Origin of the sequence: Methylohalobius crimeensis 10Ki, from assembly GCF_000421465.1 — a bacterium.
Classification (GTDB): domain Bacteria; phylum Pseudomonadota; class Gammaproteobacteria; order Methylococcales; family Methylothermaceae; genus Methylohalobius; species Methylohalobius crimeensis.
Window position 1 is genome coordinate 554,911 of sequence record NZ_ATXB01000002.1, and the last position, 14,270, is coordinate 569,180.

General features: G+C 59.9%; 12 protein-coding genes. 9 read left to right on the plus strand and 3 right to left on the minus strand.

Features of this window, described 5'->3' with window-relative positions:
* Nucleotides 1-101 precede the first annotated feature (101 nt).
* From coxB to H035_RS0116405, 3 genes are read left to right on the plus strand one after another with little or no spacing between them, the layout of a single operon-like run.
* A complete protein-coding gene (gene coxB, locus H035_RS0116395) occupies nt 102-1,112 on the plus strand; it encodes a cytochrome c oxidase subunit II (RefSeq protein ID WP_022950043.1) in 1,011 nt (336 codons plus the stop codon).
* A 7-nt stretch (nt 1,113-1,119) separates the two neighbouring features.
* Nucleotides 1,120-3,660, plus strand: coding sequence for a cbb3-type cytochrome c oxidase subunit I (locus H035_RS0116400; RefSeq protein ID WP_022950044.1), 2,541 nt, complete (start codon nt 1,120-1,122; stop codon nt 3,658-3,660).
* Nucleotides 3,657-4,019: a hypothetical protein gene (locus tag H035_RS0116405; protein WP_152486092.1), complete on the plus strand. Its 363-nt coding sequence runs from the start codon at nt 3,657-3,659 to the stop codon at nt 4,017-4,019. The genes H035_RS0116400 and H035_RS0116405 overlap by 4 nt, the downstream gene beginning before the upstream one ends.
* 73 nt (nt 4,020-4,092) lie before the next feature.
* On the opposite strand, the gene H035_RS0116410 is transcribed toward H035_RS0116405, so the two are convergent.
* Entirely contained in the window at nt 4,093-4,476 is a 384-nt protein-coding gene (locus H035_RS0116410; RefSeq protein WP_022950046.1) for a c-type cytochrome, read from the minus strand.
* A 75-nt stretch (nt 4,477-4,551) separates the two neighbouring features.
* Between H035_RS0116410 and H035_RS0116415 the strand changes: the two genes are divergently transcribed.
* From H035_RS0116415 to H035_RS20370, 6 genes are all read left to right on the plus strand, one after another.
* Nucleotides 4,552-6,990, plus strand: a complete 2,439-nt coding sequence (locus H035_RS0116415; RefSeq protein WP_022950047.1) for a spermine/spermidine synthase domain-containing protein — start codon at nt 4,552-4,554, stop codon at nt 6,988-6,990.
* A 95-nt stretch (nt 6,991-7,085) separates the two neighbouring features.
* Nucleotides 7,086-7,763, plus strand: a complete 678-nt coding sequence (locus H035_RS20365; protein ID WP_022950048.1) for a hypothetical protein — start codon at nt 7,086-7,088, stop codon at nt 7,761-7,763.
* A gap of 36 nt (nt 7,764-7,799) precedes the next feature.
* Nucleotides 7,800-8,837, plus strand: coding sequence for a hypothetical protein (locus H035_RS0116425; RefSeq protein ID WP_022950049.1), 1,038 nt, complete (start codon nt 7,800-7,802; stop codon nt 8,835-8,837).
* Nucleotides 8,838-8,852: 15 nt separating this feature from the next.
* The gene (locus tag H035_RS0116430; protein ID WP_022950050.1) at nt 8,853-10,493 is read left to right on the plus strand and encodes a Dyp-type peroxidase; all 1,641 of its coding nucleotides are present in this window, start codon (nt 8,853-8,855) and stop codon (nt 10,491-10,493) included.
* 153 nt (nt 10,494-10,646) lie between these two features.
* Nucleotides 10,647-12,011 (plus strand): cytochrome P450, encoded by a 1,365-nt coding sequence (locus H035_RS0116435; protein WP_022950051.1) that lies wholly within the window; start codon nt 10,647-10,649, stop codon nt 12,009-12,011.
* A gap of 21 nt (nt 12,012-12,032) precedes the next feature.
* The gene (locus H035_RS20370) at nt 12,033-12,830 is read left to right on the plus strand and encodes a glutathione S-transferase family protein (protein WP_022950052.1); all 798 of its coding nucleotides are present in this window, start codon (nt 12,033-12,035) and stop codon (nt 12,828-12,830) included.
* Between the two features lie 135 nt (nt 12,831-12,965).
* Here the strand turns inward: H035_RS20370 and H035_RS0116445 are convergent, their stop codons facing one another.
* Nucleotides 12,966-13,253, minus strand: coding sequence for a PGPGW domain-containing protein (locus tag H035_RS0116445; RefSeq protein WP_022950053.1), 288 nt, complete (start codon nt 13,251-13,253; stop codon nt 12,966-12,968).
* A gap of 145 nt (nt 13,254-13,398) precedes the next feature.
* Nucleotides 13,399-13,833 (minus strand): hypothetical protein, encoded by a 435-nt coding sequence (locus tag H035_RS0116450; protein ID WP_152486093.1) that lies wholly within the window; start codon nt 13,831-13,833, stop codon nt 13,399-13,401.
* Nucleotides 13,834-14,270: the final 437 nt, after the last annotated feature.

A 14,270-nucleotide genomic window follows, 5' to 3' on the forward strand; every position in this document is an offset into this window, starting at 1 on the left:
AAAGGTAGCATACCTGGTTGGACAGACCGTACTTCTATAAGTGCGGCATGGGAAGCGACCGGTATGATCCGGCGACTCAATTTTTCCGGCGGAGGTGATCCATGTTCCGGAGATCCGGTCCTGCGCTGTACGGCTTAGGACTCTTTCCAGCCGATTTCCCGGAGGCGCTTCAATCGAGCCTGCATCCGCAATCAGCCGTCGCTCAGCTGATTGCGAAGATCGGCTGGGTTATGTTCGTCGGAGGGACACTAATTTTCCTGGCCGTTTTGATGCTTGCCCTTTACGCTGTATTTGCCCCCCGCGAGCGGCGTGCCGCAATCGGCCGGCGGAGCCTGATCGTTGGTGGCGGCGTCATCTTTCCCGCGGTATCGCTGTTCGCCCTCCTTCTTTATGCGCTGGTCACGGCCGATAGGATTGTCGACATCGACGAACCGGCGGATGTCCGGATCGAAGTGATCGGCGAGCAGTTCTGGTGGCGGGTGCGTTATCTCGATGCCGCCGGCGGAATCGGTGCGGTCATCGCCAACGAAATTCACATCCCAGTCGATCGCCCGGTCGATTTCATCGTCAAGAGTGCGGACGTGATCCACAGCTTTTGGGTGCCGAGCCTGGCCGGCAAGATCGACATGATTCCGGGGCGCACCAATACGCTGCGGATCAAGGCCGACAACACGGGGACGTGGCGGGGCCAGTGCGCCGAATATTGCGGCGCCCAGCATGGCAAGATGGCGTTCCATGTGGTGGTGGAGTCACCGGAGGCATTTGCCGCATGGTTGGCGGCTCAGCGCCGCCCCGCGGAAGCACCGGACGACTCTTTTCTACAACGCGGCAAAGCCCTGTTTCTGGCCGACGATTGCGGCCGAGAAGACTGCTGCGCGGACTGTCATACCGTGCGGGGTACCGCGGCCGAGGGCGACCATGGACCGGATTTGACCCACGTGGGCAGCCGCCGCTGGATCGCGGCCGGAACATTGCCCAACAACCCCGGGACCCTGGCCGGCTGGATCGCGGCCAGCCAACACCTCAAACCGGGCAACCACATGCCTTCCTTTGCCGCTTACGAGGGAGAGGAGCTGCGCGCGTTGGCGGCCTATCTGGAGAGCCTGAAATGAGGACTGCATGATGGGATCCGAGCCGGAATTGCCGAACCCGCTGCCGAGACCGGAAGACGAGCTCGAGATTCTGGAGAAGGCCTGGAGACCGCCTTCGGGCTGGAACTTCCTCACCGTGGTCAACAATACCTATATCGGTGTGTTCTATGTGGGCGCCGCCTTTTTATTTTTTCTGCTGGCCGGCCTCCTTGCATTGGTGATGCGTACCCAGCTCGCCGTACCGGAAAACACCCTCCTCGATCCCGATACCTATAACCAAGTCTTTACCATGCACGGAAGCATCATGATGTTCCTGTTCGCCATCCCCGCGGTGGAAGCCCTGGGCATCCTGTTGCTGCCCAACATGCAAGCGGCGCGCGACCTGCCGTTTCCGCGGCTTTCCGCTTTTGCTTTCTGGGCCTATTTCATCGGCGGGCTCTTCTTCTTCGCCAGCCTGTTTTTCGATCTGGCACCCAAGGGCGGATGGTTTATGTATCCGCCCCTGACCAGCTACGAATATTCACCCGGAGACAACGCTGATTTTTGGCTGCTGGGCATCGGCTTCATCGAAATTTCGGCCATCGCCGGCGCCATAGAAATCGTGGTAGGCGTCCTTCTCACCCGGGCCCCCGGGATGTCGCTGGATAAGATGCCGGTTTACTGCTGGACCATGCTGGTGTTCGCGGTGATGGTGATCTTCGCCTTTCCGGCGATGATCGCCGGCACCGCGCTGCTAGAGCTGGAACGTAGCTTCCAATGGCCGTTTTTCGTCGCCGCCAAAGGTGGCGATCCGGTGCTTTGGCAACATCTCTTCTGGTTCTTCGGCCATCCCGACGTTTACATCATCTTTTTGCCCGCGGCGGGAATGGTGTCCATGATCGTTCCCGCCATGGCGCAAAAACCCCTGGTGGGCTATCGCCTGATCGTCCTGGCCTTGATCGGCACCGGCTTTCTGAGCTTCGGCCTGTGGGTTCACCACATGTACGCCACCGGCCTGCCTCAGCTTTCCATGAGTTTTTTCAACGCCGCCAGCATGGCGGTGTCGATCCCCAGCGGGATCCAAGTCTTCGCCTGGATCGCCACCTTCGCCGCGGCCGAGAAACTCCAACTCAAAGTCCCCACCCTATTCATCCTGGGCTTTCTCTTCGTCTTTATCTTGGGCGGCTTGACCGGGGTGATGCTGGCCGTGGTGCCCTTCGATTGGCAGGCTCACGACACCTACTTCGTCGTCGCCCATCTCCATTACGTGGTGTTCGGCGGCATGGTGTTTCCGTTGTTCGCGGCGTTTTACTATTGGATGCCTTATCTCAGCACCCGCCCGCTCTCCGAGCATCTGGGCCGCTGGGTATTCGGGCTCATTTTCATCGGCTTCAATCTCACTTTCTTCCCCATGCATCTCACCGGCCTGCTCGGTATGCCGAGGCGGGTCTACACCTATTCCGCCGGCATGGGCTGGGACGAACTCAATCTCGTCTCCACCGCAGGCGCCTATCTGATCGGCGCGGGGGTGGCGGTTTTTCTGGTGGATCTGGCTCGGAACTTCCGCCTGGCCACCGACGAGAATGCCGGTAACGTGTGGAACGCCGGGACGCTGGAATGGCTTCCCAACGGCAACTACGCCACCCGCACCATTCCCATCGTCACCAGTCGCGAACCGATCTGGGATCAACCCAATCTCGCGGAAGACGTGGAGGCGGGCCGCTATTATCTGCCGGGGGCCCCCACCGGTTATCGCGAAACCATCATCACCAGTCCGGTTCATGCGCGTCCGCTTTATCTGCTGCAGATGCCGGGTCCCAGTTGGCCGACGGTGCTCGCCGCCGTGGCCACCGCGGTTTTTTTTCTGATGCTCACGCTTAAATGGCTGATCCCGGCGGCGGTGGCAGGCGTTTTCGCGATCATCATGGTCCTACGCTGGCTGTGGACCACCGATCCGGGACCCACTCATCCGCCGGTGGATATCGGCGGCGGCATCAAGCTTCCGGTCTACATCACCGGCCCCATGTCTCACTCCCGTTGGGCGATGTGGGTGGTCATCCTGGTGGCCGCCACCATATTCGCCTGCTTTGTCTTTTCCTATTTCTTCCTCTGGACGGTGTCGTCGGAGGCTTGGCCCGAAGATCCCCGGTTAATGCCGGAAAGCCATTATCCCGTTGCGGCCATGCTGCTTCTCATCCTCAGTAGTATGGTCGTCGCCTACGCCAGCCGAGCACTCAAGGGGGTCGGGAACGGCGTGGGTCATTGGCCGATACGGCTTGCCCTTCTGTTCGCTCTCTCCTTGCTCATCGGAGCGTTCGGGGCCGAGTTTTACGGGCATTGGCAGACGGGGCTTCGGGCTACGGAAAACAGCTATGGCGCCATGATCTATACCTTCATTGCCAACCAGGGTTTATACGTCACCACCCTGTTATTCATGAGTATGTACACGATCGCCCGTTCCCTTTGCGGTCTGTTGAACGCGGAACGTCGCGCCACCTTCGACAACACTATGCTGCTTTGGCATTACACCGTCCTTCAGGGACTGGTGACGCTGGCGGTGGTCCATCTTTTCCCGAGGATGGTCGAATGAACCCCGCAGCCGTCTCATTTACACCTCTTACTCTCCGGATGCTCTCGGGGGCGCTGATCTGGGCCTCCCACTTCGGAGTCATCTATCTCTTTACCGCCCTGGCCTGCGCGCGCGGTTTCTCGGCAATGAACTGGCACGGTATCGGTGTGGTGCCTTGGGTCATCGGCGCCGCGACCTTAGCCGCGGTCTCGTCGGTGGCGGTGATCACCCTGCGGTCGATACGCTATATCCGCAACCACACCGCCCCGGAAAATGCTTTGAGATTCATGCTCTGGATGACTGCGTCGATCGGCGGTCTGTCTTTGGTGGCGATCGTCTGGCAGGCAGTACCGGTGTTGCTGATTCCCGTTTGTGGATAAACAATCGGCTCGAGATGGCTACCGCTTACCGGCTCACAGTTGCTCAATCCGTTCCATCTCTACCAACGCCAATTTATTCGAGCGTATACAAATAGGCCGCGATATGGCGGGCATCGGATTCGGTCAGCCCCATTGCCGGCATGGCGGTGGACGGATTGACGCGAGGCGGGTCGAGCAGCCAGCGGATCATGTTTTCGGGGGTATTGGCCAGTTTCCCGGCCACATAGGCGCGCCTCGCCATTTTGGCAAGCGGCGGACCCACGATTCCGTTGGCGCCCGGAATGCCGGGGATGGCGTGGCAAGCGCCGCAGCCGTGGCGGCGGATCGCCGTTTTTCCTTGCCGAGGATCACCTCCCGCAATCCGAGGGGTGTACGTCTCCGCTTGTTTCTCGCTGCAGGCGGCCAGCGCAACGAGAAAAACCGACAAGGCGCAAATGGAGCGAATTGATGCGGGCATCTTGACGTCGACCGAAATCGCCTCGAATGCGGTACTGTCCTAATGGTACCTTGAAGCTTACTTGAAGGGGAAATCATGATGGAAAAGACCGTTCCGCCCCTGTCCGTGCTGCTGGCAGTGGCCCTGATCTCGGTCGCCTCCCTGGCCGGGGAAATTCTGCTGATGCGGCTTTTGTCCATCATCCAATGGCATCACTTCGCCTATATCATCATCAGCTTGGCCTTACTCGGCTACGGCGCCAGCGGCACCCTGGTCTCCTTGGCCAGAATTCGAATCAGGCGCCATTTCGCCCGCCTCTTTCCCGCCGCTTGTCTGGCGTTCGCGGCAAGTTTGGCAGGGGGCTTTCTGCTCGCGCAAAAGATCGCCTTCAATCCCCTAGAGCTGCTGTGGGATCCGCATCAATGGCTCCGTTTGATAGCCGTCTATGTCCTGCTGCTATGGCCTTTTCTGTTCGCCGCCAGCGCCGTTTGCCTGACCCTGATCCGCTTCGAATCCCACATCGGCCGCATCTACGCTTGCGACCTGATCGGCGCCGCAACCGGCGCCTTGGGGGTCATCGCCCTGCTGGAGTATTTTTTTCCCCTCACCGTGCTCGGCTGGATTGCCGCCGTGGCCTGCCTCGCCGCGACACTGAGCTGGTTCGGCCTCGGTCTCAAGCCGAGAATCGTCGGCGTGGTCACGCTCATCATGGCCGGATTGCTGCCCGTGGGGCTTGCCCAGGGGCCGTTCCAGCTTCGCCTTTCCCCCTACAAACCGCTGAGCCAGGCGCTTTCGGTCACCGGCGCTAGAACGTTGGAGGAGCGCTCCGGCCCGTTGGGACTGTTGACCGTGGTCGCAAGCCCCGAAGTGCCGTTCCGCCACGCCCCCGGCTTGAGTCTTTCCGCTACTACGGTGGTGCCGCCGCAACTGGCGGTGTTCACCGACGGCGACGGAATGAGCGTGATCACCCGCTTCGAGGGAGATCTCGAACCCCTGGCGTTTCTCGGCCAGATGCCTTCCGCCCTGCCCTATCGGCTGCTCCCCCATCCCTCCATCCTGGTGCTGGGCGCAGGCGGCGGGATCGACGTGCTCCAGGCGCTTTACCATCATGCCGGACGGATCGATGCGGTGGAATTGGACCCCAATCTGCTCGACCTGGTGCAAGAAGAATTCGCCGATTTTGCCGGTCATCTTTATCAGCACCCCAAGGTTCATGTCCATTCGGCCGAAGCCCGCGGATTCGTGACCACCGGACAAAAGCGCTTCGACCTGATCCAAATCGGATTGTTGGATGCCTTCAATACTGCTTCTTCCGGGCTGCACGCCCTCAACGAAACCTATCTCTACACCGTGGAAGGGATAGCCGCCTATGTGAGGCGTTTGACTCCCGGCGGCATGCTGGCCATCACCCGCTGGATCCGGATTCCTCCCCGGGAAGAATTGAAACTGTTCGCCACCGCGGTGGCGGCTTTGAAAGCCTCGGGCATGGACAAACCCGAGCGACATCTGGCCTGGATCCGAAGCTGGAACACCATCACCCTATTGGTGAAACCCGCCCCTTTCAGCGACGAGGAGATCGAAACCGTCCGCCAGTTCTGCCAAACTAACGGATTCGATCCCGCCTATTATCCGGGCATCCGATCGGAAGAGATCAATCGCCGCCACCGCCTGCCCCAGGCCTATTATCATCAAGCCGCAACGGCCATTCTGCGCGCCGATCGGGATTTCTTCGACGACTACAAATTCGACATCCGTCCCGCCACCGACGATCGGCCCTATTTTTTCCATACCTTCAAATGGTCCGCACTCGAAGAGCTGTGGGCGCTGCGCGCCCACGGCGGAATCGCCCTGCTGGACAGCGCCTATCTGCTGCTGCTGGGGACGCTCGGTCAATTGATACTTCTCAGCGCGGTGCTGATCGCCGCCCCGCTCCTGCCGGGCAGCCTGCGCCGGGGAACCCTGCCGCGGGCAAAGATAATGGGTTACTTCTTCGCCATCGGAATCGGTTTTATTTTCCTGGAAGTGGCCTTCATCCAGAAATTCATTCTTTATCTCTCCCATCCGCTCTATGCCGTCGCGGTGGTATTGACCGGTATGTTGTTCTGGGCAGGGCTCGGCAGCGCTTCGCTGGCACCGCTGCAAAGGCTTCGGCCGAACTTATCCGTGTGGTGGCCGGTGCTGGGAATCTCGGCTTCGGCCTTGTTCGATTTAGGCTGCTTGCCCGGGTTGATCGAAACCACCGCTTCGGCCGCGGATTGGCTCAAAATCGTGATCAGCCAGATGCTGCTCGCTCCCCTTGCCTGGTGCATGGGGTTTCCTTTCCCCCTGGGAATGGCGCGTTTGGTGCATTCGCAATCTTCCCCAGAAACCAACCGCTCCGACTGGATCGCCTGGGCCTGGGCGGTGAACGGCTGCGCCTCGGTCATCGGTGCGGTATTGGCTAGCCTGCTGGCAATTCATCTGGGGCTGACCGCGCTGGTGGGCCTGGGTCTGATCGCCTATCTGGCGGCAGGATTGCTGCTATCTCGACACTAATTATCCTGTACACCGTCTCCCACCTATTGTAAACCTTCCAATTCCTACTATGGTTATTAGGATATTTCATCAATTTTAAATAGGGGGAAAGGCATATGTCCAATATCGCCGGTAAAGCTTATGCCATGAACGTGGTCACGCCCAGCAATCCCAAAATCACCTGGATCAACCGCCTGATTTTCATGGTGGCACGGGGGCTGCCGCAGACGCTGGGCGGCCTGCTGGGCCTTTCCATCATTCATTTCGCGCGCTGGATCATCGTCAAGCGCGACCAATGGCCCGACCTCGGTCAGGGAAAACAGAACCTGAAGAACGATTACATGATCTTCTGCTCCAATTTCAACGGCACCTGGGATCAATATATCGACGCCTTTTCCGACGGCATCCCCAACGGGCTGAACCTGTTCTGGTACACCGCCACCAAATATCCCGCCTCGATTCCCATCACCCCGTTCAAGAATTACATTACCTATAACCAGATTTACACCGATTATTACTACAACGCCACGCCGGGGGCGGCTCAACGCGACATCAAGAACGGAATGCAGGTCTACGACACCTTGCGCGATCTGGCCCGACGCCATAGCGAGGAAAGCCCCGAAGAGTTCGCTCACTCCTACCGCCAGGCGTTGCTGAAAGTGCAGGACTGTATGGGCGAACCCGGCTATGCGCCGGTGGCCAGCCTCGATACGGAGAACGCCGATATCAACCGCAAGCCCTTCGTCAGGCGGGCGGAAAAAGAACTCTTTGCCCGCCCAAAATCCGCAGTGTAATTCTCAGCCCAACCCGCCCTCAGAAGGAGCATCATCATGCCCAATTTCGATACCGGTCATTTGTTTCTAACCACCCTCGCGCCGATCAAAAAGGGAACCACTCTGGATGATCGCGGGGTCAAGGTTTCCCATGAGCAGAAGATACGGACGACCCTGGCGATTCTGCCCACGGCCCTGCAATCCCCCGCCACCGAAGAGATCGGAATCAACAGCCCCTTCGCCCGCAACCTCCGCACCCATTTGTGCCGATTCATGGTGCTCGACGACGTGGTCTTCAACGGTCGCGTCAAGCAGGATGCGATCGTCACCGCGCTGAGCGGAGAGGATCCGATCCATCCCCGGCCGGTCGACCAACTGACCAATTCCTTCCTGCTGTTCGTCGCCGATATCGACGCGGTGACCGAAGACGGCGCGCCGCTGCCCGCCAAGCTGAGCAAGGCCCAGCAGGATGAGGTGCGCGATGCCTATGCCCGCCGCTTGTGGGAAACCATGGAAGCGGAAATTTGCGAGATCTACGAAAACTGCGAAGGCTTCGACACGGTGAAAGACGCCGACGGTTTCGCCGATTACCTGCGCCGGTGTCAGGTGGAGACCACCATGCCGTTCAACGATTACTGGCTCAACCCGCCCAACCTTCACCAACTGCCGGTCAAGGGAATGGCGGCGGTGGCGCTGGTTCCGCTGCTGGTCGCACTGCTGGGGGCGATCGGCTGGTTCACCGGCAGCGTGCCGCTGCTGACTTGGATCTTCGGCTGGACCCCGGGCTGGACCTTCGCCGGCGGCCTGATCGCCACCGCCCTGACGGTTTGGGGTGCCTATGCCTACACCCTCCGCAACGGCGAGAAACCCATGCCGCCGGGCGAATACGGCGACCTGCCGTCGGTGCTCAAGTCCCTTTACCTGCAACAAAAATTCGCCGATTTCGCCGTGCGCATGCAAGGCAAGAGCAATGCCGAGATTCACGCCGCCTTCGGAGACTTTATCGCGGAAACCCAGCCGGAAAACAAGATGGCGCCCACCCAGGTTCCGGGCGTGATCTCGATCCAGCGCAAGAACGCCATTTTCGAACAATAAGAGAGATCTGAGGCCATGACACGACAACTCAATCTGGACGATATCCAGGGCAACGTCACCCGTGGATACGGTCGTTTCTCCTTCCCTTTCGCCCGCTATTTCTTCCTCCACATCGAGGACCCGGAGGCGGGGCGCAAATTCGTGGACAAAGTGCGCGGCAAGGTCACCACCGCCGCTCGCTGGACGCCGGAGACCAAACCCAAAGTCACGCTCAATATCGGCTTTACCTTCATGGGCTTGCTGCAGCTCGAATTGCCCACCCGAACCCTGCAGAGCCTGCCCGACGAATTCATCGACGGCATGAAGGCCCGCGCCCATATTCTCGGCGACCGGGACCCCACCCAAACCCACGTCGGCGATTCCGAATGGTGCCGCCACTGGGATCCGCTCTGGCGGAATAATCGAACCGGCAACGGCGAGGACGTCCATATCTGGATTTCCATGAATGCCCAGCTCGCCGCCGAAGGCTCAGACACGCCCCATTCCGACCTGGAAAAACAGACTCAATGGCTGCGGAGCCTCTGCGACGAGCTCGATCAAAAAGTGCGTATCCTGGCCACCAACGGTCAAAGCGGAGAGGACGAATATCAGTCGGCCTCCGCGATTCTCGCCGATATCGGCGGCTACAAAGTTCCCACCGCCAAGGAGCACTTCGGCTTCACCGACGGGATCGGCGATCCGGTCTTCGAGGGACAATACCCGGACGAACAAGTACCGGACGTGGTCAAGGGCCGGGGCAAATGGATGTCGCCCGAGCGCGGCTGGGAACCGCTGGCCACGGGCGAATTCCTGCTCGGCTATCCGGACGAAAGCCAGGAGCTTGCGCCCACCGCCGTGCCGCAAAATTTCATGCACAACGGGAGCTTCCTGGTGTACCGCAAGCTGCACGAGAATGTGGGCTCCTTCCGCGAGGTGATGGCGGCCGAAGCCGAGACCTATGCCGCCACCATGGACGTTTCCCGGGAAGAGGCGGAGGAAACTCTAAAGGCCAAAATGGTGGGGCGCTGGTCCGACGGCGTGCCGCTGGCCAAGGTTCCGACTTACGCGGAATGGAAGGCTTTTCGAAAGGAGCGGGGCTTCGAAGATCCCAACCCCGAAAAAGCCGCCCTCGCCCTTTCCCGCTATCTCCGCTCGCCCGCCGCGTCGGATTTCCGTTTCGCCGACGACATGAAGGGTTACAAATGTCCCATGGGGTCGCATCTCCGCCGGGTCAACACCCGCGACTACCTCGACCCCCTGAACCAAGCGGATTCGGACAACCCCGACGCCACCACCCAGCTCAACAAGCGCCGCCGGATTTTGCGCCGCGGCCTGCCCTACGGCTCCGCCACGCTTGGCACCGGCGACGACACCACCGAGCAGGGCATCGCCTTCATGGTGGTTTGCGCCAATATTTTCCGCCAGTTCGAATTCATTCAGCAGCAATGGATCCAGTACAGCCTGGATTTCAATCTCGGCAACACCACCTGTCCCTTGCTGGGGAATCACGAACATCACAAACGCCATGTGATTCCTTCCGATCCGGAATCCGGCAAGCAGCCCTATATCATGAACCGCCTCAAAACCTTCGTGGAAACGAGAGGCGGCGATTATTTCTTCCTGCCATCTATGACGGCGCTGCGAATGATGGCCATGGGCATTGTCGATCCCACCTAAAGCCTATCCCAATAGGTTCGTCGTGTGGGCGTGGGGGAAACGGCTTTCGGAAACACCCGACATCCCGAAAATCCCATCCCCTACGCCTTTAGCAAGACTGTTGAATGGGGGCAAATCCCTCATGGAGAAAACATACAACAGGAGATAAAAACAATGATTGACGCGCTCAAAAACCTTTTCGTGACCCCGATGCGCATCTTGCTCGTCTGGCTGGAAGGATTCTGGAGTATTCTTCAAATAGTGGGCATGGGACTGTCCGCGCTCGTCGGTTCCGGCAGCCTGAAGGAACGGTTGGTGTCCCGACTCACCGCCGCCCCCGCCCAAAGGGCGATTTTCGCCATCCTGCGCGCCTTTCTCCCCAACCTCGCCCTGTCCCGGGTGCTGGTGAAATCCTATGAAAACACCGGCACCGCAGTGGTGACCCGAGGAAGAGACGTGCGCGAGGTGTTGTCGCGCGATGCGGATTTCGAAGTGGTCTACGGCCCCCGAATGCGCCGGCTCACCGAAGGCGAAAATTTCTTTCTGGGAATGCAGCCCGGCTGGGATTACGAACGCGACGTCTCCGATATGCGGCTGGCGGCGCGCCGCTCCGACGTGGCCGAGATCGTCCTCCCGCGCGCCCGGAAAGTGGCTGAAGCACAGGTCGCCGAAAGCGGCGGCAAATTGAATCTGCCCAAGGACTTGACCCTTCAGGTGCCCTGGGACATGACCGCGACCTATTTCGGAACCGGCGGCCCCAGCGCCGAGGCCATGCAGGATTGGACCACCACCCTGTTCTGGTACCTGTTCGGCGATCTCGGCGCCGACCCCGAGTTGGACGAGAAATCCATGCGCTACGCGGCCGAACTTCGAGCCTACCTCGACGAAGCCATCGCCCAACGCAAAGCCTCACTCACCGAAAACGACGACGTCCTGAATCGATGCCTCGCGCTGCAGAGTGCCGGCACGCCGGGGATGAGCGATCTCGGCATCCGCAACAACCTGCTGGGCCTTCTGGTGGGCGCCATCCCCACCATCAGCAAGGCATGCTGTCTGGCCCTGGACGAGCTGCTGCGGCGGCCCGATGCCCTGGCGGGCGCGCAGGCCGCGGCCCAGGCCGACGACGACGAGCAGATGGCGCAATACCTTTGGGAGGCGCTGCGCTTCAATCCCCACAACCCGGTGATCTATCGACGCGCCACCCGCGATACGGTGATCGCCCGATCGAACCTGCGGTCGATCCAAATCAAACAGGGACAGATGGTTTTCGCGGCCAATTTGTCGGCCATGTTCGACCGGCTGGACGTGCCCGACGCCGGCGCGTTCCGCACCGATCGCCCCTGGGAAACCTACATCCATTGGGGCTACGGCATGCACACCTGCTTCGGCGCCGCCATCAACCGAGTAGTGATCCCCGCCACCCTGAAACCCTTATTGACGCGCAACAACTTGCGGCGCGCGGCGGGCGGTGCGGGACAGATCGACACCGGCGGCACCCCCTTCCCCCAGCACTTCGTCGTCGAATTCGATCCGGCCTGAAGCGACTACAGGAGACTCATCATGGCCAAAAAACCCTTTCTCGTCACTCTCTTGCCGAGCGTGGATGTGGATCTCGGCCGCTGGCTCCTCCAGCATTGGGGGATCGACTACGAGGAGCATCCCCACGCGCCGGTTTTCCATATTCTGGCGCTCAAATGGTACGGGGTGGGGAAGGATCAGTACCCCTTGTTCATCTCGGGAGGCCGGAAGTATCCGGCGATCAAGGCGATGGTGGAAGCCCTCGATCCCCTCGCCGCCCCGGAAAACCGGCTGGTTCCCGACCCGGTCGCGGAAAAGGCGCTCCACGACGAAGTCATGAAACTGCAGAACGAGGTGCGATTCGGCCTCGGAAAAGGCACGGTGGACTGGTGCTATTATCATTTCCTGCCGCGCAAAGACCTGACCTGGGCGAGCTTCACCACCGGTGTCCCGTGGTGGGAAACCTTGTTTCTGACCTTCGGCTACGGACTCATCAAGTCGCTCATGTTCAAAGGACTCGATCTCACCCCCGAAAGCGCCCGAAAGGGCCTGGATCGGGTCCTGGCCGGCTTCGACAAGATCGATGCCCTGCTCGCCGACGGACGTCCGTTCCTGGCCGGCGACCGGCTGACCCTCGCCGATCTCGCCTTCGCCACCTCGGCGGCGCCCATGGTGCTCGCCGACGGCTACGGCGGCCATTTGCCGACCATCGATCGGGTCCCGCCGGAAATGTTCGAGGTCATGTCCGAACTGAGGACGCGCCCGGCAGGCAAGTTCGTCCAGCACCTCTACGACGAATACCGGAAAACCCCGCCGCCGCAGACAAAAGAAGCCGCTTGAAGCAAGGCGGCCCAGCGGCTCAGGGACGAGCCCGGGCAATTAAGAGCGGGTTTACAATTGCTGTGGGGGTATCGGCCTTCGGACGAACGCCCGATACCCGCCTTTTCGGATTTGCAAACAAGCGCTTTAAAACACTTAGCCGTTATTGTTTCGGAGCTTCTTGATTTTATTCAAATGGTTGTTTCCGATTTCCCGGATTTTATCCAGATGATTGTTGGTTTCCTCCTTCAATCGGTGCAACCAACGCCTCGCCCAGGCGAATTCGGCTCCGAGCACCGCCAAGCCCAAGGGGATCACGATCATGGCGGGGCCGGGAAAAACGATCATCACGATTCCGATCAAGACCAAGGTGCCGCCGATCAGCGCCACTACCAGCCGCCGGGCGGTGACATAAGTTATCTTCAGTACGGATTTTCCATTCATTCGTCGGTATGTTCAAGATTGAGTGACATGCGATTTCGGCGAAGTATAAACCATCCCCCCGAATTCGGTTCAATCGGGAGAGGCGTTTGAGGAAATCGCGCTTAGCAAAGGGTGGGATATTCCTTTTGTCGATAATTTACGCAACTCAGCAAAGCACGACGAGCATGAGCAGGCCGGGAATGATGCCCAGTAGCAATCCGATGACGATGGCGATGACTTCCCCGGTTGAATAGTGGCATCCGTGACCGCCCACGTCCATATCGACGACACTGTCGTCGTCCAATCCGGCCAGCATCAATCCTTCCATCTCATCCGCCACGCGATCCGGGCTGTCGGCCGCAGCGATTCGGTCACGCATGTTCATGAGACGCTTCCGGGCCGATTCGAGTTCACTACTAGCCGGCATCAAAGTGCGAGCGGTATCGAGAGCGCCGAGGGCGGCGTCAGTGGGCTCCAGCGCCAGACCCCTAGCCTTCTCCACGGATTCCGCCCGACCGATAGCGTCCAGCAATTGCTCGACTTCGCTCCGACCGTCTTCATCGACGATATGGCCAGCGGCCGCAACAAAGGACCGGTCCATTTGCACGGATCCGACGGAGATGGCCGGAAAAAAAGATTGCAAGCAAAGAAGGGTAGCGAATATCAATATGAGAGGCCGACGTGAAAACATGTTATTCCACCACCGTTGCCGCGTCGATGCGCCATTGGAAGGTGCAGGGATTGTTACGGCATTGCACGAACACGCTGTCCACGCGATCGCCGCAGAGGGTCCTGGTCATGCCGGACTTTACGTCCGCATAACTACTCCCCCCCCTCATAGTGGACGGTTAACTCCACATCTCCGCCTCCGAGATTCAAAATGGTCGCACATAGATCGACCCGCTGGGCATAGGGAGAACCTACAAGGTAGACCGGCTCCTCCGTCGGAGCGAGGTCCTGCATGCCGCCCGGACCTCCAATGGTACGGCCGGTGGCCGGGAGTTTGTCCAATGTAGCCGTAGCACTCTCTTCCGGCGA